This window comes from Catenulispora sp. EB89 (genome assembly GCF_041261445.1).
In the GTDB taxonomy this organism is placed as follows: Bacteria; Actinomycetota; Actinomycetes; order Streptomycetales; family Catenulisporaceae; genus Catenulispora.
In genome coordinates, this window is record NZ_JBGCCU010000005.1 from 400123 (window position 1) to 420313 (window position 20191).

Annotated in this window: 22 protein-coding genes and 1 pseudogene; 14 read left to right on the forward strand and 9 right to left on the reverse strand. The window is 69.9% G+C overall.

The features are described 5' to 3' along the window. Positions 1 to 69 precede the first annotated feature (69 nt). The 3 genes from ABH920_RS13945 (at position 70) to ABH920_RS13955 (ending at position 2847) form a co-directional block, all read left to right on the forward strand. Positions 70 to 1383, forward strand: a complete 1314-nt coding sequence (locus ABH920_RS13945) for a sensor histidine kinase (RefSeq protein WP_370349365.1) — start codon at positions 70 to 72, stop codon at positions 1381 to 1383. A gap of 152 nt (positions 1384 to 1535) precedes the next feature. Then, positions 1536 to 2144, forward strand: a complete 609-nt coding sequence (locus ABH920_RS13950) for a response regulator (RefSeq protein ID WP_370349506.1) — start codon at positions 1536 to 1538, stop codon at positions 2142 to 2144. Positions 2145 to 2271: 127 nt separating this feature from the next. Continuing rightward, positions 2272 to 2847 carry a Uma2 family endonuclease gene (locus tag ABH920_RS13955; RefSeq protein ID WP_370349366.1) on the forward strand — a complete coding sequence of 192 codons (576 nt, stop codon included), beginning with the start codon at positions 2272 to 2274 and terminating at the stop codon, positions 2845 to 2847. Positions 2848 to 2879: 32 nt separating this feature from the next. Here the strand turns inward: ABH920_RS13955 and ABH920_RS13960 are convergent, their stop codons facing one another. Beyond that, entirely contained in the window at positions 2880 to 4310 is a 1431-nt protein-coding gene (locus ABH920_RS13960; RefSeq protein ID WP_370349367.1) for an NCS2 family permease, read from the reverse strand. Between the two features lie 161 nt (positions 4311 to 4471). Here ABH920_RS13960 and ABH920_RS13965 point away from each other — a divergent pair, with 161 nt between their 5' ends. The 5 genes from ABH920_RS13965 (at position 4472) to ABH920_RS13985 (ending at position 8226) form a co-directional block, all read left to right on the forward strand. Continuing rightward, complete coding sequence (locus ABH920_RS13965) at positions 4472 to 4861, forward strand: hypothetical protein (RefSeq protein WP_370349368.1); 390 nt, start codon at positions 4472 to 4474, stop codon at positions 4859 to 4861. A gap of 98 nt (positions 4862 to 4959) precedes the next feature. After that, positions 4960 to 5538, forward strand: coding sequence for a DUF2617 family protein (locus ABH920_RS13970; RefSeq protein WP_370349369.1), 579 nt, complete (start codon positions 4960 to 4962; stop codon positions 5536 to 5538). Next, positions 5535 to 6299, forward strand: coding sequence for an SDR family NAD(P)-dependent oxidoreductase (locus ABH920_RS13975; RefSeq protein WP_370349370.1), 765 nt, complete (start codon positions 5535 to 5537; stop codon positions 6297 to 6299). Before ABH920_RS13970 ends, ABH920_RS13975 begins: the two co-directional genes overlap by 4 nt. 72 nt (positions 6300 to 6371) lie before the next feature. Further along, a complete protein-coding gene (locus ABH920_RS13980) occupies positions 6372 to 7256 on the forward strand; it encodes a hypothetical protein (RefSeq protein WP_370349371.1) in 885 nt (294 codons plus the stop codon). Positions 7257 to 7395: 139 nt separating this feature from the next. Next, positions 7396 to 8226: a FadR/GntR family transcriptional regulator gene (locus tag ABH920_RS13985; protein WP_370349372.1), complete on the forward strand. Its 831-nt coding sequence runs from the start codon at positions 7396 to 7398 to the stop codon at positions 8224 to 8226. 175 nt (positions 8227 to 8401) lie between these two features. Here ABH920_RS13985 and ABH920_RS13990 read toward each other — a convergent pair whose 3' ends face one another. Further along, on the reverse strand, positions 8402 to 9172 hold the full coding sequence (locus tag ABH920_RS13990; RefSeq protein ID WP_370349507.1) for a helix-turn-helix domain-containing protein: 771 nt from the start codon (positions 9170 to 9172) through the stop codon (positions 8402 to 8404). An 89-nt stretch (positions 9173 to 9261) separates the two neighbouring features. Here ABH920_RS13990 and ABH920_RS13995 point away from each other — a divergent pair, with 89 nt between their 5' ends. Together ABH920_RS13995 and ABH920_RS14000 are read left to right on the forward strand one after the other, a co-directional pair. Beyond that, entirely contained in the window at positions 9262 to 9618 is a 357-nt protein-coding gene (locus ABH920_RS13995) for a VOC family protein (RefSeq protein WP_370349373.1), read from the forward strand. A gap of 66 nt (positions 9619 to 9684) precedes the next feature. Then, positions 9685 to 10254 carry a hypothetical protein gene (locus tag ABH920_RS14000; protein ID WP_370349374.1) on the forward strand — a complete coding sequence of 190 codons (570 nt, stop codon included), beginning with the start codon at positions 9685 to 9687 and terminating at the stop codon, positions 10252 to 10254. Positions 10255 to 10326: 72 nt separating this feature from the next. On the opposite strand, the gene ABH920_RS14005 is transcribed toward ABH920_RS14000, so the two are convergent. Continuing rightward, positions 10327 to 10878, reverse strand: a complete 552-nt coding sequence (locus ABH920_RS14005) for a DUF1772 domain-containing protein (protein WP_370349375.1) — start codon at positions 10876 to 10878, stop codon at positions 10327 to 10329. Next, positions 10875 to 11708 carry an NAD(P)H-binding protein gene (locus tag ABH920_RS14010; protein ID WP_370349376.1) on the reverse strand — a complete coding sequence of 278 codons (834 nt, stop codon included), beginning with the start codon at positions 11706 to 11708 and terminating at the stop codon, positions 10875 to 10877. Before ABH920_RS14010 ends, ABH920_RS14005 begins: the two co-directional genes overlap by 4 nt. Positions 11709 to 11789: 81 nt before the next feature. On the opposite strand from ABH920_RS14010, the gene ABH920_RS14015 reads away from it, so the two are divergent. After that, entirely contained in the window at positions 11790 to 12773 is a 984-nt protein-coding gene (locus ABH920_RS14015; protein ID WP_370349377.1) for an AraC family transcriptional regulator, read from the forward strand. A 35-nt stretch (positions 12774 to 12808) separates the two neighbouring features. On the opposite strand, the gene ABH920_RS14020 is transcribed toward ABH920_RS14015, so the two are convergent. The 3 genes from ABH920_RS14020 to ABH920_RS14030 all read right to left on the reverse strand — a co-directional run bounded on the left by ABH920_RS14020 (position 12809) and on the right by ABH920_RS14030 (position 17617). Continuing rightward, positions 12809 to 13996, reverse strand: coding sequence for a DNA polymerase III subunit delta' (locus ABH920_RS14020; RefSeq protein ID WP_370349378.1), 1188 nt, complete (start codon positions 13994 to 13996; stop codon positions 12809 to 12811). Then, the gene (tmk, locus tag ABH920_RS14025) at positions 13993 to 16698 is read right to left on the reverse strand and encodes a dTMP kinase (protein ID WP_370349379.1); all 2706 of its coding nucleotides are present in this window, start codon (positions 16696 to 16698) and stop codon (positions 13993 to 13995) included. The genes ABH920_RS14020 and tmk overlap by 4 nt, the downstream gene beginning before the upstream one ends. 136 nt (positions 16699 to 16834) lie before the next feature. Then, on the reverse strand, positions 16835 to 17617 hold the full coding sequence (locus ABH920_RS14030; protein ID WP_370349380.1) for a DUF4232 domain-containing protein: 783 nt from the start codon (positions 17615 to 17617) through the stop codon (positions 16835 to 16837). A gap of 107 nt (positions 17618 to 17724) precedes the next feature. Between ABH920_RS14030 and ABH920_RS14035 the strand changes: the two are divergent. Then, positions 17725 to 17955, forward strand: a pseudogene (locus tag ABH920_RS14035) (helix-turn-helix domain-containing protein); the annotation flags it as partial. Between the two features lie 275 nt (positions 17956 to 18230). Here ABH920_RS14035 and ABH920_RS14040 read toward each other — a convergent pair. Further along, on the reverse strand, positions 18231 to 18437 hold the full coding sequence (locus ABH920_RS14040; RefSeq protein WP_370349518.1) for a hypothetical protein: 207 nt from the start codon (positions 18435 to 18437) through the stop codon (positions 18231 to 18233). Here ABH920_RS14040 and ABH920_RS14045 point away from each other — a divergent pair. After that, the gene (locus tag ABH920_RS14045; protein WP_370349519.1) at positions 18430 to 19047 is read left to right on the forward strand and encodes a hypothetical protein; all 618 of its coding nucleotides are present in this window, start codon (positions 18430 to 18432) and stop codon (positions 19045 to 19047) included. The two genes, ABH920_RS14040 and ABH920_RS14045, sit on opposite strands and share 8 nt — an antisense overlap. A gap of 112 nt (positions 19048 to 19159) precedes the next feature. Here the strand turns inward: ABH920_RS14045 and ABH920_RS14050 are convergent, their stop codons facing one another. Beyond that, positions 19160 to 19522 (reverse strand): DUF488 domain-containing protein, encoded by a 363-nt coding sequence (locus ABH920_RS14050; protein ID WP_370349381.1) that lies wholly within the window; start codon positions 19520 to 19522, stop codon positions 19160 to 19162. A gap of 53 nt (positions 19523 to 19575) precedes the next feature. Here ABH920_RS14050 and ABH920_RS14055 point away from each other — a divergent pair, with 53 nt between their 5' ends. After that, positions 19576 to 20040 (forward strand): hypothetical protein, encoded by a 465-nt coding sequence (locus ABH920_RS14055; protein ID WP_370349382.1) that lies wholly within the window; start codon positions 19576 to 19578, stop codon positions 20038 to 20040. Positions 20041 to 20191: the final 151 nt, after the last annotated feature.

Here is a 20191-nt window from a genome sequence, read left to right on the forward strand (position 1 = left end):
CTGAGGATGACCGCCGGATCATCCCGCGGCGCCATGTCCGGACCGCCGGTGCGCACCTACGCTGAAAACGTGTCTCGCGTCTACGCCTGGATCCAGCGCCACCCGAAGCTGATCGACGGCATCCCGGCCCTGATCCTGCTGCTGATCGGGATCGCCGCGCTGACCGCCTCGGACGTCGGCTCCGGAGTGCGCAAGGTGCTGGTCGCGCCGCTGATGGTGGCGGCCATCGTGCCGCTGGTCTTCCGGCGCAGGTGGCCGCGGGCCACGTTCGCCGTCGCCGGGGTGGCGGCCTTCCTGAGTTTCTTCACGCTGGCGGCCGCCTTCAACGCCGCCGACCTGGCGTACCCGATCTACCTCTACACGGTCGCGGCCTACTGCCAGCGGCGCTGGTCCATCCCGGCGATGGTGCTGACGTACATCGGCGCGCTCGTGCAGTTCGGGCTGCTGCATCTCTACAACGATCCGTCAGCCACGGCGTGCGACCAGAACGCTGCCCCCTCGGCGCAGAAGATCTGCTATCAGCAGCAGGCGCCGTACAACGCCCCCGACCACCTCAACTGGGTCACCTTCCTGTTCGTCGCGGTGTTCATCGCCGGCCTCGTCGGCCTGGCCTGGGTCGCCGGCGACTCCATGCGCTACCGCCGCGAGTACTACGTGCGTCTCGAGGACCGCGCCGAGCGCCTGGAGCGGGAACGCGACGCGCAGGCGCAGATCGCCGCGGCCGCCGAGCGCGCGCGCATCGCTCGCGAGCTGCACGACGTGGTCGCGCACAACGTCTCGGTCATGGTGGTCCAGGCCGACGGCGCGACCTACGCGATGGACCAGGACCCGGAGGCGGCGCGCAAGGCGCTGATGGCGATCGCCCAGACCGGCCGCACGGCGCTGACCGAGATGCGGCGGATGCTCGGCGTGCTGCGCTCGGCCGACGACGTCGGCACCTACGTGCCGCAGCCCGGCATCGAGCAGCTGGGCGACCTGCTGGAGCAGGTCCGCTCGACCGGTCTGCCGGTATCCCTGACCGTGGAGGGCGTGCCGCGGGAGATGCCGACCGGCCTGGCGCTGGCGGTGTACCGGATCGTGCAGGAGTCGCTGACGAACACCCGCAAGCACGGCGGCCCGCAGGTGAAGGCCTCGGTGGCGATGATGTACACCGACGACTGCCTGGTGCTGCGCATCGTCGACAACGGCCGCGGCGACGCCGCCCCCGGCGACGGCCTGGGGCACGGCCTGGTCGGCATGCGCGAGCGGGTCACGGTCTTCGGCGGGACACTCGTCACCGGCCCGCACGTCTCCGGCGGCTACGCTGTGGAGGCGATCCTGCCCTTCGCCGGCCCGGAGTCCGCCGACCGAAGCGAACCGCAGGCCGAGTCCCAGGAGTCGTGACGTTGAGCCAGAGCACGCCGGAACCGATGGATCGGCTGGACCGGCTGGATCGGATCGATCCGACCGACGCCTCGGCGCAACCCGCCGGCGCACCGGCCCCCATCCGCATCGTCCTGGTCGACGACCAGGAACTGCTCCGCACCGGCTTCCGCATGGTCCTGAACAGCCAGCCCGACATGTCCGTGGTCGGCGAGGCCGGCGACGGCCAGGCGGCCCTGGACCTGCTGAGCACCCTGCCGGCCGACGTGGTCCTGATGGACGTCCGCATGCCCCGCCTGGACGGCGTCGCCGCCACCCGCGAGATCGTGGTGCGCGGCGAGCGCCCCCGCGTCCTGATGCTCACCACCTTCGACCTCGACGAGTACGCCTTCACAGCGCTCAAGGCGGGCGCCAGCGGCTTCCTGCTGAAGGACGTCCCGCCCCCGGACCTCCTGGCCGCCATCCGCGCGGTCCACAGCGGCGAGGCGGTGGTGGCGCCCTCCACGACCCGCAGACTGCTGGACAAGTTCGCGCCCATGCTCCCGTCCGAGAGCGAGCCGGCGCCGCCGGAACTGAACGTGTTGACCGACCGCGAGCACGAGGTGCTGCTGCTGGTCGCCCAGGGGATGTCGAACGCGGAGATCGCCGGGAAGCTGTTCCTGTCCGAGGCGACGGTGAAGACGCACGTCGGGCGGATCCTGATGAAGCTCGGGCTGCGGGACCGGGTGCAGGCGGTGGTGCTGGCCTACGAGACGGGGCTGGTGAAGGCTCGGGGGCGGTAGGGGTTGCTCGGGGCGTGACAATGCTCTGAATGGGTGAATGCTGCTGTTGTCGGCGCGGCGAATCGCTTGTTTGTGCACACTGGGTATCGGCAGATTAACCACCCGTATCCGGAGGTACGCTGTGAGTGTGACCGCAGAGCCGCTGCGCCCCACGCATGCCGGGCCGTATGTCGCTGAAGACCTGGATCGGATCCCTGATCTGCCTCCTCACACGGAGCTGATCGACGGGAACCTGATCTTTGTGAGTCCTCAGGCGTTCTTCCACCTTCTGGCCATCAACGCCATCAACAGCGCTTTGGAACGGACGGTGCCGCCGCATCTGTTGGTGGCGGACCGGATGACAGTGAGACTTGACGAGAAGAACCGAGTCGAACCCGATGTTCTGGTTGTCGACAACGCGGCGCTGGGCAGCATCCTCCAGACCGGCTTCGAGGCGGCCGACGTACTGCTGGTCGTCGAGGTCATCTCGCCCGAGTCGAGGACTCGCGACCGCAAGGAGAAACCGGGCAGGTATGCCGCCGCCGGGATCCCGCATTTCTGGATCGTCGACAACATCGGTGACAAGACCGTGGTCGAGGTCTTCAAGCTCGACCAGGACCTCGGCTCCTACGAACTCGTCGGCCGATTCGACGGGGCTTTCGAGCTCGAAGAGCCTTTCCCGGTGGCGCTGGACCTCTGGGAAATCGACAAGCGTCGAAGCTAGTCGCTTCCTAGAGGCCGCCGCCGGCCGATCGGCTACTCGATCCCCAGCGCCTGCTTGATCGGATCCAGCGCGAAGTACACCACGAAGAACAACGCCACGATCCACATCAGCCAGTTCACGTCCCGCGCCTTGCCGAGCACCACCTTCAGCACGCAGAACAGGATGAAGCCGGCGCCGATCCCGTTCGTGATCGAGTAGGTGAACGGCATCAGCGCGATGGTCAGGAACGCCGGGACCGCGATCTCCCAGTCGTCCCAGTTGATGTCCTTCGCCTGCGTCATCATCAGGAACCCGACCGCGACCAGCGCCGGGGCCGCGGCCTGGGACGGCACGATGGTCAGCACCGGGGTCAGGAACGCCGCCAGGAACAGCAGCGCGCCGGTGACGATGTTCGCCAGTCCCGTGCGCGCGCCCTCGCCGACGCCGGCGGCGGACTCCACGAAGCACGTGTTCGACGACGCCGAGCCCGCGCCGCCGGCGGAGGCCGCCAGGCCGTCGATGAACAGGACGCGGCCGATGCTCGGCAGCCGGCCGTCCTCGTCGAGCAGGCCCGCCTCGCCGCTGATGCCGATGATGGTGCCCATCGCGTCGAAGAAGTCGGCCAGGATCAGCGTGAAGACGAACACGATCGCCGTCATCACGCCCGCGTGGTGGAAGCCGCCGAACAGGCTGAAGTTGCCCAGCAGGCCGAAGTCGGGGTGCGCCACGATGCCGTGCGGGACCTTGGGGGCGATGGTGCCCCAGGCCTCGTCGGGGACCGTGGCGATCTTGTTCACCACGATCGCCAGGACCGTGGTGCCGACGATCGAGATCAGCAGGCCGCCGGGGACCTTGCGGACCAGCAGGCACAGGGTCAGCAGCACGCCGATGCAGAACACGAACATCGGCCAGCCCTTGAGCGTGCCGCCGGCGCCGAGGGTGACCGGGGTGCCCGAGCCCTTGCCGACGAAGCCCGCGTCGACCAGGCCGATGAAGGCGATGAACAGGCCGATGCCGACGCCGATGGCCTTCTTCAGGGCCAGCGGGATGGCGTCCATGATCTTCTGCCGGAGTCCCGTGACCACCAGCAGGCAGATGCCCAGCCCCTCCAGGACGACCAGGCCCATCGCGTCCGGCCAGGACATGGTCGGGGCCAGGGTGAAGGCCACGACGCCGTTCAGGCCCAGCCCGGCCGCGATGGCCAGCGGCAGGTTGCCGCCGACGCCCATGATCAGCGTCATCACGCCGGCCACCACCGCGGTGGAGGTGACCAGCTGGGTGTGGCTCAGGACGTGGCCGAACTTGTCCTTGGGGCCGCCCAGGATGATCGGGTTCAGCACCAGGATGTAGGCCATGGTGAAGAACGTGGCGAGCCCGCCCCGGACCTCACGGACGTACGAGGATCCCCGCTCGTGCACCTTGAAGACGCGTTCCAGGACGCCCACCCCGCCGGGACCGCCCTCCGTTCCCGTCTGAACTGACAAACTCCCACTCCTCGCCTGGTGATCGCGCGCCTCGATATCCTGTCCACATGACAACCCAGGGCCGCAGGCGCCGAGCGGAGGAACCGGAGGGCACGCCGGAGCGTGACTCGTCCGGGCGCACCGCCCAAAGAGGCCGCGCCGGCCGGCCCAAACTGGAGCCGATGCAGATCAACGAGCCAAAGGTTATCTGGATCGGTATCGGGCTGTGGGCTGCCGCTTTCCTCATTTTGTTGCCTTTTCGTAAAACCCTGATTTCCGACGGCCACGGCTGGTGGCTCTACACCCCCCTGGCCGGGGCCGGTCTCGGGATGCTGGGCCTGCCGATGGTGGGGCGCCGCAAGGCGGTGATGCAGCGGGAAACGGAGCACGGCCGTCAGGTGGGGCACGAGGAGCCCGCCGGCCGGGAGCGCAAGGGGCGGGGGCGCAAGCAGGGTCGGGACGGCGGCCGCGACGCCGGTCGGGATGACGCCCGCGACGCTGGCCGCGACACAGGCCGTGATACCGGCCGCGATACGGGCCGAGACACCAACCGCGGCCGAGGTCGTCGCTGATCCGGGCCCCGCGCCACACGTCCCGGGATCGGCTCATCGAATCGTAGGACCATACGCTTTCTTCGTGACCTTGGCAGCCACTGAGTCGTTGATCGTGCGTGATCGCCCCCTTATCGGTCCCCTATAGGGACGTCAGCGCCTCGGAGCTGTCGTGGTCCCTGGAAGCCCCCGACCAGCCGCCCTTACACAGCGACAGACACCCGGTCGGCAGCCTCGACGTCGAAGTCCGCATCCTCGGCGCCTCGCACCAGATCCTGGTCCGCACCGCCGACCGCGGCCGCCTGGTCTGCCGCGAGACCGTCGCCTGCCGCGAGGCCGCCCCCGGGCCGCTGCCGATAGCCATAGAGCGCGAACTCGACGACGGCTACCACTACGAGGTCCGCTGCGAGGTCCGCGAGGTGGAATCCGCCCACTTCCCGGGCTGGGCCTCGGCGCTGCGCGACTACGTCGGCGGCCTCCCGGAGGCCACCATCGCGGTCTTCCCCGCCATCCCCGACGCCATCACCGCGGTGGTCGTCGAGCCGCTCCCGGCGCGGCTGCACGGCGTGCTGTGGCGCACCTGGCACACCTACCCGCACGCCGGGGGCGGCGGGGACGTGGTCGCCACCAGGACGGTCCTCTACCTGGCACCCCCCTCTGGTGGCGCCGGAGGGGGCATGCCAGGCTTGAGGCCATGACGACGGCCTTGATTACCGGGGCGACGGCCGGCATCGGTGCCGCGTTCGCCCGCCGTTTCGCGGCGGCCCGCTATGACCTGGTGCTCGTGGCCCGCAACGTCGAGCGCCTGGAGAACGCCGCCGCCGAGCTCAGCCTGCTGGGCGCCGGCAAGGTGGAGGTGCTCTCCGCCGATCTGGGCACCGTGGACGGCCGCGCGCTGGTCGAGGACCGCCTGGCCGATCCGCTGCGCGGGGTCGACGTGCTGGTCAACAACGCCGGCTTCGGCCAGGGCAGCGCCTTCCTGTCGCATCCGGTCGAGGACGAGGAGGCCATGCTCGACGTGCTGGTGCGCGCCGTGCTGCGGCTGACCCGCGCCGCGCTGCCGGGCATGATCGAGCGCGGCAAGGGCGCGATCATCAACGTCTCCTCGGTCGCCGGCTTCGTGCCGCGCGGCACGTACAGCTCCGCGAAGGCCTGGGTCACCAACTTCAGCGAGTCCATCGCCGCCGAGGTGCACGGCACCGGCGTGCGGGTGGTCGCGGTCTGCCCCGGGTTCACCCACACCGAGTTCCACGAGCGCGCGGAGATCGACACCGGCGACATCCCGGGGTGGATGTGGCTGGAGGCCGACGAGATCGTCGAGGGTGCCCTGCGCGACCTGCGGCGTGGCGTTCCGGTGAGCGTGCCGAGCATGCAGTACAAGGCGATCACCGCGGTCGCCAAGCTCGTCCCCCGGAATCTGGTCACCAAGGTCAGCCGCGGGATGTCCAAGCGCTGGTAACGTGCCACCAGGCACGCGGTCCGCACGATGGCGGGCACGCGGGTGACTTCCCGGCGAGGGGGTGGGTACGCGATGGCGTTCGAGGTCGAGGTGCCAGTGCGGCACCGGACTATGTGGCTGGCGTTCACCGATCCCGAGAAGATGGCGCGCGCCGTGCCCGGGCTGACCGTCGACGCGGTGCACGCGGTGCCCCCGGCCGACGGGCCCGAGGGGGTCGCCGGGGACGTGGTCGCCGGCCGGTTGAAGCTGAAGGTGGGCTCCGGCGCCGGGGCCGCCATCACCTATCGCGGCACCGCGTGCATAGCGGGTGCCGAGGCGCACAAGGGGACGCTGGACATCGCCGTGGACGCCGCGCAGGCGCGCGGGAACGGTGCGCTGGCCGGGTATCTCCGGGTCACCCTGGCCCAGGCCGGGGAGGACGGTGAGCGGACCCTGGTCACGGTGGTTCCGGAGCTGGAGCTGTCCGGGCGCGCCCTGGAGTTCACCCAGGAGGACTGGCACGGCGCCGTCGAGGCGTTGGGCGCGGCCTGGATCGAGGTGCTGGCCGCGCAGTTCGATGTGGGTTCTGCGACGGCGGTGGCCGAGGTGGCCGAGGCGGTCGAGGCGGCCGAGCCGGCCGTGACGGCCGAGCCGTCCGAGGTGGCCACAACAGCAGAGGCGACCGAGGTTCCCGAGCGGATCGAGCCGGCCGAGCCGGAGCCGTCGAATAAAGAACAGGAATCCGAATCGGAATCCGACAAGATCACCAATGCCGAGATCCCCGCGCTCTCTCCGACCGCCGCGCTCTCGGACGAATCGCTTTCCGAAGACCCGTTGGCCGCGGTCTGGAACGGCCGATACGAGAAGAACCGCTGGCTCCCGCTGATCACGGCTCTGGCATTGTTCCTGCTGATCAAGCGCAGGCGCCGCCACCGCGCCGACAAGCCGGGCGCGGATTCATCATTTAGGATGGAATAGCCCTCAGATAGCTGCCTTGAGTAGACCTCGGCTCGTACATTGGCGCGCAAGTCGGTACATCACACCGGATGCCTGGAAGCCGGGCGGACCCCGCGCGGCGGCCAGTGACGCAGCAGCACGATCGAGGAGCACCAGCAGCATGTACGTCGAGGGATGGAACGTCCACCGGGTCATCCGGCCCGCCCGCCTCGCCAACGCCGTCGTCGAGCGGCTGCTGCTGCGCATACTGGAAGGCGAGTTCCCGCCGGGCACGGATCTGCCCCCGGAGGCGGCGCTCGCGGCCGAGTTCGCGGTCAGCCGCACCATCCTGCGCGAGGCGCTCAAGGCCCTGGAGGAGAAGCGCGTCCTGCGCATCCGCCACGGCCGCGGCACCACGGTCCGCCCCAAGGCCGAGTGGAACCTGCTCGACCCGCTGGTGCTGAGCGTGCAGCTGGAGTACGAATCCTCCCCGGAGCTGGTCGCCGAGCTCGGCGAGGTCCGCACGGCCCTGCTCACGCTGATGGCCGAGCTGGCCGCCCGCCGCATCCACCCGTCCCAGCGCGAGCAGCTGGCCGCGGCCCTGGAGCGGATGCGCGCCGCCGCCGAGGACCCGGGCCCGTTCCACGACGCGGCCCTGGCCTTCACCCGCACCCTGGCCGAGGCCGCCGGCAACGAGGTGGCGCGCTGCGTCATCGAGACGATCGACGTGCCCTACGGCGGCCAGGAGGACAACCCGGCCAAGCTCGTCGAGACGATGAAGCTCCGCCTGCTCCTGGCCGAGGCGGCGCACGCCACGGTCGCGGCGGGCCCGGGCGCCCCGGCCGGCTCGCTGCCGGTCCCGGCCCCGGCTTCGGCGTCCACGGCACCGGGCCAGCCGGTCCCGGCCCCCGCGACCCCTCCCGGCGCGCAGCCGCTGCGCCAGGGACAGGTCGCGACGGTCCCGCTGAACCGGCACGGCGTGCGGACGCCGATGCAGTCGGCCCGGGTGTAGGCAGGCAAGCCCTCCTGCTGATTCGGGGGATTCCCGTGAAGAGCGCGCATACGGCCCCGCCGGATTGAGAGATCCTGCGGGGCCTTCGTGCTGCCTGTACGACTGTGCTGTCTGTACGACTGTGCTGCCTGAACGACTGTGCGGCCTGCTCGACGGTGCGGCCTGCGTGAACGTGCTACGTGCTCGCCAACAGCCGCCGCAGTTCCACGGGAGTGTGGCCGACGTGCTCGCGCACGGTCCGCGTCAGATGCGCCTGGTCGGCGAAGCCGAGGTCGTGCGCGAGGTCCGCCAGTGCCGTCTCCCCGTCGGCGAGCCGCTCCATCGCGCGGCCGACGCGCACCCTGTTGCGGAAGCGCGTCAACGACGTACCGGTTTGCCGCGAGAAGACGCGGCTGAGACGGAACGGCGAGACTCCCAACAGCTCCGCGAGACCGCATAGCGTCGCCGACTGAGGAGCGTCGGCCAGGATCGCCTCGCGGGCCGCCGCCGCTAATACGCCGTCCCCGATCACGGATTTCGTTGCGTATCCGGCAGCCAGTGCGACAAGCCTAAGGAGTTCTTCGGCGGCCGCGTAGTCCGCATCTCCTGTAGAGGCGGCCACTAGTAGCCGCCTATGTGCTAACTCAATGCGCGCGTCTACATATACGACGCGCCCTACAGGGAGCCGCCCCCAGAGATCTCTGGAGAATCCCACTGATGTGCAGACATCCCCGCCTGCCGGATGCGCGAAGCGCTCCTCTTCACCGGGAGCCGCCACATAGGCGGTCGTGCGGTCCACATCGGTCTCGACTCCGTTGGTCCAGCGCCGGAACCGTCCTTTACGGATCAACACCAGACGGTGGGTCTGGTGCTCCTCGGAGCTTGACCACGCAGGACCCCCGCCGAGGCAGTCGACCTCGTGCACCGAGAACTCGGGCCGTGTCGCGAGGGTCGTGGCGGTCTGCACCCCACCGACGCTAGCTGCCGGGACCGACAGATCCGCGCCCGCAAGAATCTTCAATACGTCCACCGCCTGTGCGGCGCATCCTCTTCCCCATGAACGCACCACTGACCCTCACCACGATCATGTTCGACAGCGCCGACCCGGCGGCCCTCGCCGCCTTCTACAGTGCCGCGACCGGCTGGCCGATCACCGACACCGACGAAACCTTCGTCTACGTCGGCGAAGGCCCGGTCCACCTCGCCTTCCAGAAGGTCGCCGACTACCGGCCCCCGGCCTGGCCCGACCCCGCCAAGCACGCCCACCTGGACTTCACCGTCGCCGACAAGGCGCAGGCGATCCAGGACCTGCTGGCCGCCGGCGCCAAGCAGCCGGACTTCCAGCCCGGCGGGGAGCGCTGGACGGTCCTCACCGACCCCGAGGGGCATCCCTTCTGCGTCGCCGCGGCTTGATACTCCTGCGGCGCCCCTGAGGACTGCCCGATAACGTTCGGGCAGTCGAGGGGGAGGGGCGATCCCATGAAGCCGATGCTGTTGATCGACGTGGACGGACCTTTGAATCCGTACGCGGCCAAACCGACGCGGCGTCCTGCGGGCTATACGACGCACAAATTCTTGCCGCCGAGCTGGGCCGAGGAGCGCAAGATCCTGCTGACCCTGCTGGGGATGCCGGACGAGGAGGTCAAACCGCTGCGGGTCTGGCTCAACCCCGACCACGGCCCGGCCCTGGCCGCACTGCCCTTCACGCTGATCTGGGCCACCACCTGGCAGCACGAGGCGAACGAGTACATCGGCCCGGTCCTCGGCCTGCCCGAACTGCCGGTCATCGTCTGGCCCGAGGACCGCGTCGAGCCGGCGGACGGGGTCTACTGGAAGACGCCCGAGATCGTGGCGTGGGCGGACGGCCGTCCGTTCGCGTGGATCGACGACGAGATCACCGACGCCGACCGGGAGTGGGTCAGCGACTGGCACGACGGCCCCGCGCTGCTGCGCCGGATAGATCCGGCGATCGGCCTGACAGCCGAGGACTTCGAAGCGCTGGCCGCCTGGGCCGAGGCGATGGGCACGGACTCTGTAGACGGACACTAAAGCGAATCGGCCCTGTGGGATTCTCTATAGCGAATCCCACAGGGCCGTCTCCGCGACCGTCCTTCCACCCGGTCAAACAGCGCTCCACGTCCGCTGCTGAGCCGGCGCCGCCTGAGGCTGTGGCGCGTTCCCGTGTCGGCCGGCCAGCAGCAGCGCCCGAGCCAGGCACGCCGCGGCACCTGTACTCAGCAGTGCCCGTGCGATGTTCCACGCGTTCCACGTGTCCTCGAACCGGGCCCGCACGGCCGCCGGGTCGGCGATCTTCGCCGCGGCGCCGGCATTGGCCAGCTGGTTGTTCAGCGGAACGTTGACGGCCATCGTGGTGAGTAGGCCGATCGTGTAGAGCACCAGCCCGGCGGCGATCCAGAGGCGGAGCCGGTGGTCGTGGCGGTAGGTCCGCAGGGCCCAGGCCGACAGGACGAGTGCGCCGAAGAAGGTCAGGAAGAACAGCGGGTTCTCGATCTTCTTGTTGATGTTCTGCATCGCCTCGACGAAGGTCCGGTCGCTGGAGGCACCGAGTCCCAGCATCACCGAGCAGGCGAAGGCGTAGTAGACGCCGGCGATGAGGCCGGTCACGACCGTCGCGGCGGCAAGGACGCCGCTGCCGGACACACGCGTCTTCATTTCCAGGCTCCGTTCTCCGCTGCGTTGCGGGCGTACTCTGCGAAGTCGCGCGGCGGTCGCCCTATAGCGCGCTTCACTCCGTCGGCCACATAGGCGTTGCGGCCGTCCAACACTTCCGTGAAGAGGTAGGCGAGCATCTCGATCACTTCCGGCGCCTCTCCGGCTTCCGCGAGGAACGCGGTGAAGGCCTCCAGCGGAACCGATGTGTAAGTGATCTGTCGTCCTGAGGACTCCGCTATAGCGCTGACCGCCTCCGCGAACGTCAGCAGGCGCGGTCCGGTCACCTCGTAGATCTGTCCGTGGTGGCCGTCCTCGGTCAGCGCGGCGACCGCGACGTCGGCGATGTCCTCGACGTCGATGAACGGCTCCCGCACATCCTCGACCGGCAGAACGACCTCGCCGGACATCACCGCGTCGTAGAAGGCGCCTTCGGAGAAGTTCTGCGCGAAGAAGCTGGAGCGGACCACTGTCCATTCCAGTCCCGACTCCGCGACGGCCTCCTCGGCTCGCTGCGCCTCCGCTTCACCGCGCCCCGAGAGGAGCACCACGCGCCGCGCACCGGCCCGCCGGGCCTCTGCGGTGAACGCCGCCACGGCCTCCGGTGCCCCCGGCACGGCCAGGTCCGGGAAGAAGGACACATAGACGCTCGTGACGTTTCGCAGCGCGGCCGGCCACGTAGCCGGGTCCTCCCAGTCGAAGGCCGGGCTCGCCGAGCGGGAACCGCGGCGCACGTTCGCGCCGGCGGCCTCCAGACGGTCGGCCACCCGCCGTCCGGTCTTGCCGGAGGCGCCGAGGACGAGGATCAGAGAGTTGTTCGCGTTCTCGTTCATGAGTCCAGTACAGCGGCCGGGAATGAGATCCAGAATGGTCCAGACTCCACGCTTCCATACGCGATCGTCTACAGTCGAAGGATGGACGTCATAGCCGGGTTGCTCAACGGACCGCGTGCCGACGGCGCCTTCCTGCTGCGTTCGCTCCTCACTCCGCCCTGGTCGCTGCGGGTCCAGGACGAGGCGCCGCTGACCCTGGTCGCGGTGGTCTCGGGGACCGGGTGGGTGGTCCCGGACGAGGGCGTGCCGACCCGGCTGCACACCGGGGACCTGGCGATCCTGCGCGGCCCCGATCCGTACGTGTTCGCCGACGACCCCGCCACGGCGCCGCAGGCTGTCATCCATCCCGGCCAGCGCTGCACCACGCCCGACGGTGAGGAACTCGGCGACCTGCGTACCCTCGGCACCCGCAGCTGGGGCAACGCCCCGGACGGCAGTACGGTCCTGGTCACCGGTACGTACCAGGTCCTCAGCGAGATCTGCGCGCCGCTGCTGTCCGCGCTCCCGCCGCTGGCCGTGCTGCGCGACGGGGAGTGCGACACGCCGTTGATCCCGCTGCTGGGCGATGAGGTGGCCCGCGACACCCCCGGCCAGGACGCGGTCCTGGACCGCCTTCTGGACCTGCTGACCGTGGTCGCGCTGCGCACCTGGCTGGCGCGTCCCGACGTCGAGACGCCCGCCTGGTACCGCGCGCAGGACGACCCGGTGGTCGGCACGGCGCTTCGCCTGATCCACGACGCCCCCGCGCAGCCGTGGACTGTCGCAGCCCTCGCCGACGCCGCGCATGTCTCCAGAGCAGCCCTTGCGCGGCGGTTCACCGCTGAGGTCGGGGAGCCGCCTATGGCCTACTTGGCGAACTGGCGGCTGGCGCTGTCCGCAGACCTCCTGCGCGACCCCTCCGCGACGATCGCATCAGTGGCCGAACAAGTCGGGTACGGCAGTGCGTTCGCGCTAAGCGCGGCCTTCAAGCGGGTGCGCGGAATCAGCCCTAAGGAGCACCGGGAGCGGGCCATCAGAGAGGCAACGCCTGTGGCTGCGGTGCGGCCCTGGCGCGTAGCTGTGTAGTCCCGACCTTAGAGACGACCGCCTCTAAGGGTTCTCTATCGGAGACTCACCGCCATGGCCTCTACAGCCAACAGCGGTGCCACATTCCGCTCCACAGCCTTCCGGCAGTCCAGTACCGCTTCGATCCGCCTTAGCGTCGCCTCCGGTGTTCCCGCCGCGGCGATCTTACGTACTGCCGCGTACTGGTCGTCGTGGATGGGCTCGGTGACGTCTCCGCCCGGCCCGCCGATCGCGCCGAGCTGGACGGCGAGCACGTCGCGGTAGAACGCCGCGAGGTCCACCAACGCCAGGTCCAGTGCGTCGCGCTGCATCCGGGTCGTGCGCTTCTTCTGCCGTGACTCCAGGTCCTTCAGCGCGCCGGCGGCGCCGGGAATCGCTTTGCGCGACCCCTCCTGGTAGCCCAGCGCGACCCGCATCTCCGCGGTCTCTATGACGTTCCGGTCCTCGGCTTCGCGCTTCGCCTCGGAGATGGTCGCGTCGACCAGCCGCTGTGCCGCGGACAGCGCCGACCCTATGTCGGTCAGCGAGGACGCCATCGCCAGTACCTCTGTGCGCTTCGCGCGTGCCTCGTCGTCCGTCGCCAGCCGCTTCGCCCGCCCGATGTGCCCCTGCGCGGCGCGGGCGGCCTCGCGGGCGCGGATCGGGTCCACGCCGTCCCGCCGCACCAGGATCTCCGCGACCGCCGTCGAGGGCGGCGTGCGCAGCAGCAGGTGGCGGCAGCGGGAGCGGATCGTGGGCAGCATGTCGTCGCGGCCCGGCGCGCACAGGATCCACACCGTGCGCGACGAGGGCTCCTCGACCGCCTTCAGCAGGACGTTGCCGGCCGCCTCGGTGAGCCGGTCGGCGTCCTCGATCAGCAGCACCTGCCAGCGGCCCGAGGACGGGGTCATCGACGAGCGGCGGACCAGGCCGCGGGTGTCGGCCACGCCGATCGAGAGCTGGTCGGTGGCCAGCTGGAGCACGTCGGGGTGGGTGCCCTCCAGGACGGTCCGGCAGCCCAGGCAGTGCCCGCAGCCCGGTTCGCTCTCCGTCGTGCACTGCAACGCCGCCGCGAAGGCGCGCGCCGCCGTCGAGCGGCCGGAGCCGGGCGGTCCGGTCAGCAGCCAGGCGTGCGTCATGCCGTTGCCGAGCGCGGCCTGCGAGAGCTCGGCGCCGATGTGGTCCTGGCCGACCAGATCGGTCCAGACGCCGTAGGGCTCGAACGGCGCGCCGTGGCCGCTCACGCGTCGTCCCCGCCGTGCCGGGACGGCTGCCGGGCGCCGAACAGCTCGTCGGCCATGGACAGCGCGTCCTGTTCCGGTTCCTCGTCGAACTCCGGCTTGGTGACGTAGTCCGGGACTTCCCATTCGCCGCGGACCGGCGGTGCGGAGATCTCCTCGGCTCGCGGTGTGGTGCTCGGGGGAGCCGGCGTGACGGCGCGCGGGGACGGCGAATACGAATCCGTCGTCTGCCCCGGGCGGGTCGCCGGTCCGGTCGTCGATGTGGCCGATGTGGCCGACGTGGTGGTCGGCGTGGTCGGTCGGATCGCCGGCCGATCGGTCGGCGAGGGGCGCGAGGACAACTCGCTGGAGCCCGCACCCTGGGCCCGCTCGCGCGCCGCGCGCTCGGCCCTGGCCGCCTCTTCCTCTAAGCGCCGCATGTGTTCCTGCCGCGCGAACTCCCGCGTCTCCTGCTCCCGCTCCGCCTGGTCCCGCTGTTCGGCTTCGGCCTCGGCGCGGCGGCGCTCTGCGTCGGAAAGCTCTGCCATCTGCGCTGCGCGCTCCTGCGCAGCCTTACGGCGCTCCTCCTCACGGCGTGCCGCTTCCTCGGTCATCTGCTGACGCGACAGGTGGATCCGGCCCTCCAGCCGTGACTTGATGCGCCCGGAGATCTGCTCGATCGTCTCCAGGGCGTTGATCACGATGAACCGCTCCGGCTCGGCCGCGGCCAGCTCCAGATAACGGTTGCGGACCCGGCGGTGGAAGTCCACGGACTCCAGCTCCAGCCGGTCGGCCGGGGTCTTGCGCCGCCGCGCCGCCTCGATCGGGTCCAGGTCCATCAAAACCGTGACGTCCGGCATCAGGCCCTGCGTGGCCCAGTGCGACAGCAGCTCGACCTCCCGGGCCGACAGTGCGCGCCCCGCGCCCTGATAGGCCAGCGAGGAGTCGACGTAGCGGTCGGTGATCACCACCGCGCCGCGCTCCAGGGCCGGCCGGATCACCCGCTCGACGTGGTCCGCGCGGTCCGCGGCGTAGATCAGCGCCTCGGCGCGCGGGGAGATGACGTCTGCGTTCTGCGCGTCGAGCACGATGTTGCGCAGCTTCGTTCCCAGCAGCGTCCCGCCCGGCTCGCGGGTCACCACGACTTCGTGGCCGCGCCCGCGCAGCCAGTCGGCGACCAAGTCCAGCTGCGTGGACTTGCCGCTGCCGTCGCCGCCCTCGAAGGACAGGAAGGTACCGGTATAGGTGTGCGCGGGCCTTTCGATCCCGGTGCCTTCCGGCAGCGGGTTCCCGTCGGCTCCGGCCGCCGGTCCGGAGGTGGTCCCCGACTCCGCCACGCCCCCGGCGCGCGTCGGAGCGGCGGTGCGCTTGAGCGCCGCCTTCAGTTCGTTCCGCAACGATTTCCCTGGCACGTCATCCATCATCCTGTACGCCACCCACCCGACGCCCATTGCCAGCAGTCCCGCGCCGAAAAGGGTGATGGCCGCGCCACCATAGGTGATCGATGCGCCGGGAACGCTTAGCGTGTGCGCCCCGAACATGCCGGCCACCGCCGGGGACACGGCCAGGATGAGGACCAGCGTCACCCGGATCAGGGACTGGACGAAGGCGAACGTCCGGCCGCGCAGCTCGTCGGCCACCTCGCGGCCCAGCATCGTCTGCCCGATGATCCACGCGGTCCCGCCGAGGAAGCCGATGACCAGCGCGCACAGCACGCTGAGCAGCAGGATCGGCACCAGGGCGAACACGCAGAGGACCAGGCCCGCGGCGAAGATGACGGAGCCGAACAGCCGCTCCCGCGACACGCCGGCCAGCACCCGCGAGCCGGAGAACATCCCGGCGGCCAGGCCGAGGAAGACGGTGCCGAACAGGACGCCATACGCTGCCTGGCCCGCATGGAGATCCCCGACGTAGGTCCGGGCCAGCCCGACCACCGCGCCGCCGGCCGCGAAAGCTCCGGTTGTGCCGATGATCACACCGCGGATCCTCTTGTCCTCGCCGAGGTAGTGCCAGCCGTCGAAGAGGGCGCGGAGCGGGGAACGAGTGTCGGTGGTGTGGCGGCGCTCTGCGGCGCGCTCTGTAGCGGAGCGCGCAGGGATGCTCTTAAGGCGCGCAATCGTAAGAGCGGAGAACAGGAAGGTGAGCGCATCGAAGTAGAGAGCGAGGCTGACCGGTTTGGCGGTGAAGAAGTTCCACTGGCTCGCCAGGCCCCGCGTGATCAGCGACAGCACGGTGAACACTCCCGCCGCGATGGGAGCGGTGCCATACGCGGTGAGCAGCGACACCTGGTTCGCCGGCTCCAGGAGCCGCGGCGGGACCAGGTTCGGGACCGTGGCCTCCTTGGCCGGGATCCAGAACATCGCCGCGATCTCGATCAGGAAGGTGGCCGTGAACAGCCACCACAAGGTGCCGACCAGGGGGATGGAGATGAAGAACAGACAGCGCGCGCTGTCGCCGGCCACCATCGTCCAGCGCCGGTCCAGCCGGTCGGCGACCACCCCGGCGATCGGCCCGAACAGGACGGCCGGGATCAGCCGCACCACGAAGACGCCGGCGACCGCATAGGAGCGGCCCGCATAGCCGCCCCCGGCCAGGGACACCGCCAGCGAGGACTGCGCCAGCAGCCCGAGCCAGTCCCCGAGGCTGGACAGCGACAGGGCCGTCCACAGCCGGCGGAAGTCGGGGATGGCGAGCACGTCGCGGATCCCGACCGGTGATGACTCCATGCAACCACGGTAATGCTCTGTGTTTTCGAAGGGGGTTGTCGCGTGCCGTGGTTCGGCGGCGCGGGTGATTCTCCGTACCGCCGGACCACGGACATCCGACCCGCGGCCGGGGCGCGGGTCGGCCTGCCCCGGACCTTCACCAGGCGATGGCGCTCTGCATGTCGTACTGCCAGTAGGTGACGAACGCGGAGTTCTGGTCCACGACCGTGTCGTTGGGCAGGGACAGCTTCAGGGAGCCGGGCAGAGAGCCGGACTGGTCCCGGGACTCCAGGAACACCTCCACCTGGGGCTCGACCTTGCCGGCGGAGCTGTCGGCGGCGGAGGTGCCGATGGAGGCGTAGGCCGACTGGCCCGGGTCGATGGTGACCACGGCCTGCGGCTTGCTGTCCTCGACGGGCTGCGTGACGGCCTGCTGGTCGGCGTCGAAGCGCAGGTCGGGGTAGTAGTACACGCTGCAGGCGGCGCCGCCGGTGTTGGTGACGGTGAGCAGGACGTGGTTGATGGGGCGGACGAGGGCGGAGACGGTGCCCTTGAGCTGGTCGGTGGTGCAGGCAGCGGCGAGGCCTGAGCCGGCGGTGGTGGAGGGCCTCGGGGGCTTCGGCGTCGAGGTCTTCGGGGCGGAGGGCTTCTTGGTCACCGGAGTGGCGAGGGCCTGGGTTTGCGTCTGGTTCTGCGGCTGGCCCTGCGGCTGGCCCTGCGCCTGCGTGGAGGCCTGAGCCACGTCCGGCGCCTGGGTCGTGGCCGTCGTCGCGGCGTTCGGCGCGGGGGACTGCTGGGACTGGTTCGCGGTCGGGCTGCCCGCGGCGGCTGCGGAGGGCTTGGACGTGTCGCTGCCGCAGGCGCTCAGGCCCAGGAGGGCGGAGGCCGCAAGGGCGGCGGCGAGGAGGGTCTTGGCGGTCGGCGTGATGTGGTTCGTCATGACTCCGGAGCTTGTCCGTCCCGGGGCGGGGCGCGCCGGGGGTGGAAGGGCTCCGGGTCGCGTGCGGGACGGTTTCCCGTAGCATGAGCTGCGGATTAGCGTCTGGGATGGGACGCCGATCCGGGACGGGAGGTAGCCGCGTGGCGTCGGGTTCGGAGGGTTTCGCCGCTCTGCTGAGCGATCTGAAGGAGCGGTCGGGCCTGAGTTACGGGGTCCTGGCGAAGCGGCTGCACGTGGGGACCTCGACGCTGCATCGGTATGTGCAGGGCGAGACTGTGCCCCCGGAGTACGGCGTCATAGAGAAGTTCGCGCGGTTGACGGGAGCCTCCGCGACGGAAATGGCGACGCTTTATCGGCTCTGGATGGCGGCGGTTGAGGCGCGTTCCTCAACGGCCGCTGAGACAGCGGTGATTACTGAGGCGGCTCCGGAGGAGCCGGCGGCTTCCTCTGCAGAACTCCCTCCCGTCGAGCCTCCTGACGTCTCTGCCTTTGCTGACCCTCCCGCCTCTTCGCGAGGACGGCGCCGCCTGCTTCCGGCGCTCGCTGTGCTTGCCGTCCTGGGAGTCGGGGCGGCTGTGGCCGGTGCCGCTTTCGCGTCCTCGGGATCCGGTGGTCATCCGGCTGCGGGCTCTGCGCCGGGTTCTCTACAGAGTTCGTCTTCTCCCTCTACTGCTCCCTCCCCATTCAACTCCGCCTCTCCCTCCTCTCCCTCCGTCCCGTCATCTCTACAGAGTTCGTCTGGCGCGTCCTCTTCCAGTTCTGCCGTGCCCTCCTCTGCGTCTTCCTCTTCCTCGGCTGCTCTGCCTATAGCCGTGACCATCCGCCCCTACCAGTGGGAGGACAAGTGCGAGCAGTGGTACCTGCTGAACAGGAAGCCGAGCGAGGTTCCTCCTCCGCCGGCCGAGCAGGACGCCCGGGGTTGGGCCGCCGCGCTGGGCGCCGTGCCGGCGGGCACCATGAAGATCGAGCTGGCGGTGCAGGGGACGTCGTCGGACGCGGTGGTCCTGTCGGGGCTGCACGTCCGGACCGTCAGTAAGGCCGCGCCGCTGCCCTGGTCCGCGTTCTCCATGGCGTCGGGGTGCGGGAGCGGGATCCAGCCGGTGTCGTTCGACGTCAACCTGGACGCCGACCGGCCGCTGGCGAATCCCAAGGCGGGGCAGCAGGGCGACACCGTGGTTCCCGCGGTGGACTTCCCCTTCAAGGTGTCGCAGTCCGATCCGCAGGTGCTGACCGTCTATGCGCACGCGCACATGGTGAACGTGGCGTGGTACCTGGAGCTGGACTGGAGCAGCGGGAGCCGGTCCGGGACCGTGCGGATCGACGACCACGGCAAGCCGTTCCAGACCAGCGGCGCGAAGGGGCGTCCGATCTACGACTACGACACCGGCTCGAACAGCTGGCTGATCGACGACACCGCGACCGTGAACTGACGCCCCTGTAGATAAGGGCGCCCGGCTACTCCGTGCCGGACTCCAGAGTCTCTGCGGCCTTCTTCAGACCACTTGCCGTAGAACTTTGTACCGCAGGGGCTTTACTCGCCTTTCAAGACCCCTCCTGGAGGCGCTTGACGAGTACGGGGACGTGGCTGTGCTCGACGTCCTTGGCGGCGGTGACAAGCGTGACGGTGTGCTTGGCGTGCAGAGCGCGCACCTCTGCGAGCCCAGCCTGTTGGGCGTCTCCCTCGAGTTCGGCGTTATAGCGCGCTTCGAACTCCGCGTACTCGTCGCGGTGCGCATGGAGCCACTTCCGGAGTTCGTTGGAGGGCGCCACATCGATGGGCCACAGGTCGAGCGCGGCCTCTTCCCGGCCCACGCCGCGCGGCCACAGCCGATCCACCAGGACCCGCTTGCCGTCCGCCTGGGACGCAGCGCTATAAGCCCGCTTCATCCTGTAGTCGCCACTCATGGAGCCAGGCTAATAGGCCTCCGCGCGCGGGACCGGTCTGTAAGGCTGACCGTGTGACCATCTGGGACGAGACCACGGACAGCACCAAAGAGCTCGTGTTCACCGCGCTGGACTACGCGCTGGAGAACGCACAACTATCCGACCAACCCTTCACGCCCTTCTCCTTCGCACGTCGCGAGGACGGCACCGCCACCCTCACGCGCTTCGCCGTCAGCCCCGGCGCGGACGTCCCCGAGACGATCGACGCGGCCCGCGAGTACCTGGCCACCGCGGAGGCGGGCACCACGGCCATCACGCTCGCCTACGACGGCTACACGACGTACGAGGGGGAGCGCACCGAAGCCGTCTTCATCGAAGCCCACCAACTCGACCTCGACCGGGCCCTCATCCTCGCCCAGCGCTACCTCCGCACCGACGGCGACCTACAGCCCCTCGGCGACCCGATGCTCCAGGCGGAGGTGGACCCGCTGGTGCTGGGCATCGCAGAGGGCGACGGGGCCTCCGACTGCGGAGCCTGACGCCGCCTCGAAAGCCCCTCGGCAGCACATCCTTCCCGCAGATGTGTCAGGGGCCTACAGACAAACACAGGTGACTTCGCGGATACGCACCTCAGCGGCCACTCCATACCTTCGATGCAGCCCACGACCGTGGGTTGCATCGAAGGGGGAG

Coding starts and splice junctions, on each gene's coding strand:
- ABH920_RS13995 (WP_370349373.1), top strand. CDS start 9,262: ATGAACGCACCACTGACCCTCACCACGATCATGTTCGACAGCGCCGAC.
- ABH920_RS13980 (WP_370349371.1), top strand. CDS start 6,372: ATGGCGTTCGAGGTCGAGGTGCCAGTGCGGCACCGGACTATGTGGCTG.
- ABH920_RS14010 (WP_370349376.1), bottom strand. CDS start 11,708: ATGAACGAGAACGCGAACAACTCTCTGATCCTCGTCCTCGGCGCCTCC.
- ABH920_RS14030 (WP_370349380.1), bottom strand. CDS start 17,617: ATGACGAACCACATCACGCCGACCGCCAAGACCCTCCTCGCCGCCGCC.
- ABH920_RS14005 (WP_370349375.1), bottom strand. CDS start 10,878: ATGAAGACGCGTGTGTCCGGCAGCGGCGTCCTTGCCGCCGCGACGGTC.
- ABH920_RS13965 (WP_370349368.1), top strand. CDS start 4,472: ATGCAGATCAACGAGCCAAAGGTTATCTGGATCGGTATCGGGCTGTGG.
- ABH920_RS14015 (WP_370349377.1), top strand. CDS start 11,790: ATGGACGTCATAGCCGGGTTGCTCAACGGACCGCGTGCCGACGGCGCC.
- ABH920_RS14040 (WP_370349518.1), bottom strand. CDS start 18,437: ATGGTCACGGCTATAGGCAGAGCAGCCGAGGAAGAGGAAGACGCAGAG.
- ABH920_RS14000 (WP_370349374.1), top strand. CDS start 9,685: ATGAAGCCGATGCTGTTGATCGACGTGGACGGACCTTTGAATCCGTAC.
- ABH920_RS13975 (WP_370349370.1), top strand. CDS start 5,535: ATGACGACGGCCTTGATTACCGGGGCGACGGCCGGCATCGGTGCCGCG.
- ABH920_RS14050 (WP_370349381.1), bottom strand. CDS start 19,522: ATGAGTGGCGACTACAGGATGAAGCGGGCTTATAGCGCTGCGTCCCAG.
- ABH920_RS13950 (WP_370349506.1), top strand. CDS start 1,536: ATGGTCCTGAACAGCCAGCCCGACATGTCCGTGGTCGGCGAGGCCGGC.
- ABH920_RS13985 (WP_370349372.1), top strand. CDS start 7,396: ATGTACGTCGAGGGATGGAACGTCCACCGGGTCATCCGGCCCGCCCGC.
- tmk (WP_370349379.1), bottom strand. CDS start 16,698: ATGGAGTCATCACCGGTCGGGATCCGCGACGTGCTCGCCATCCCCGAC.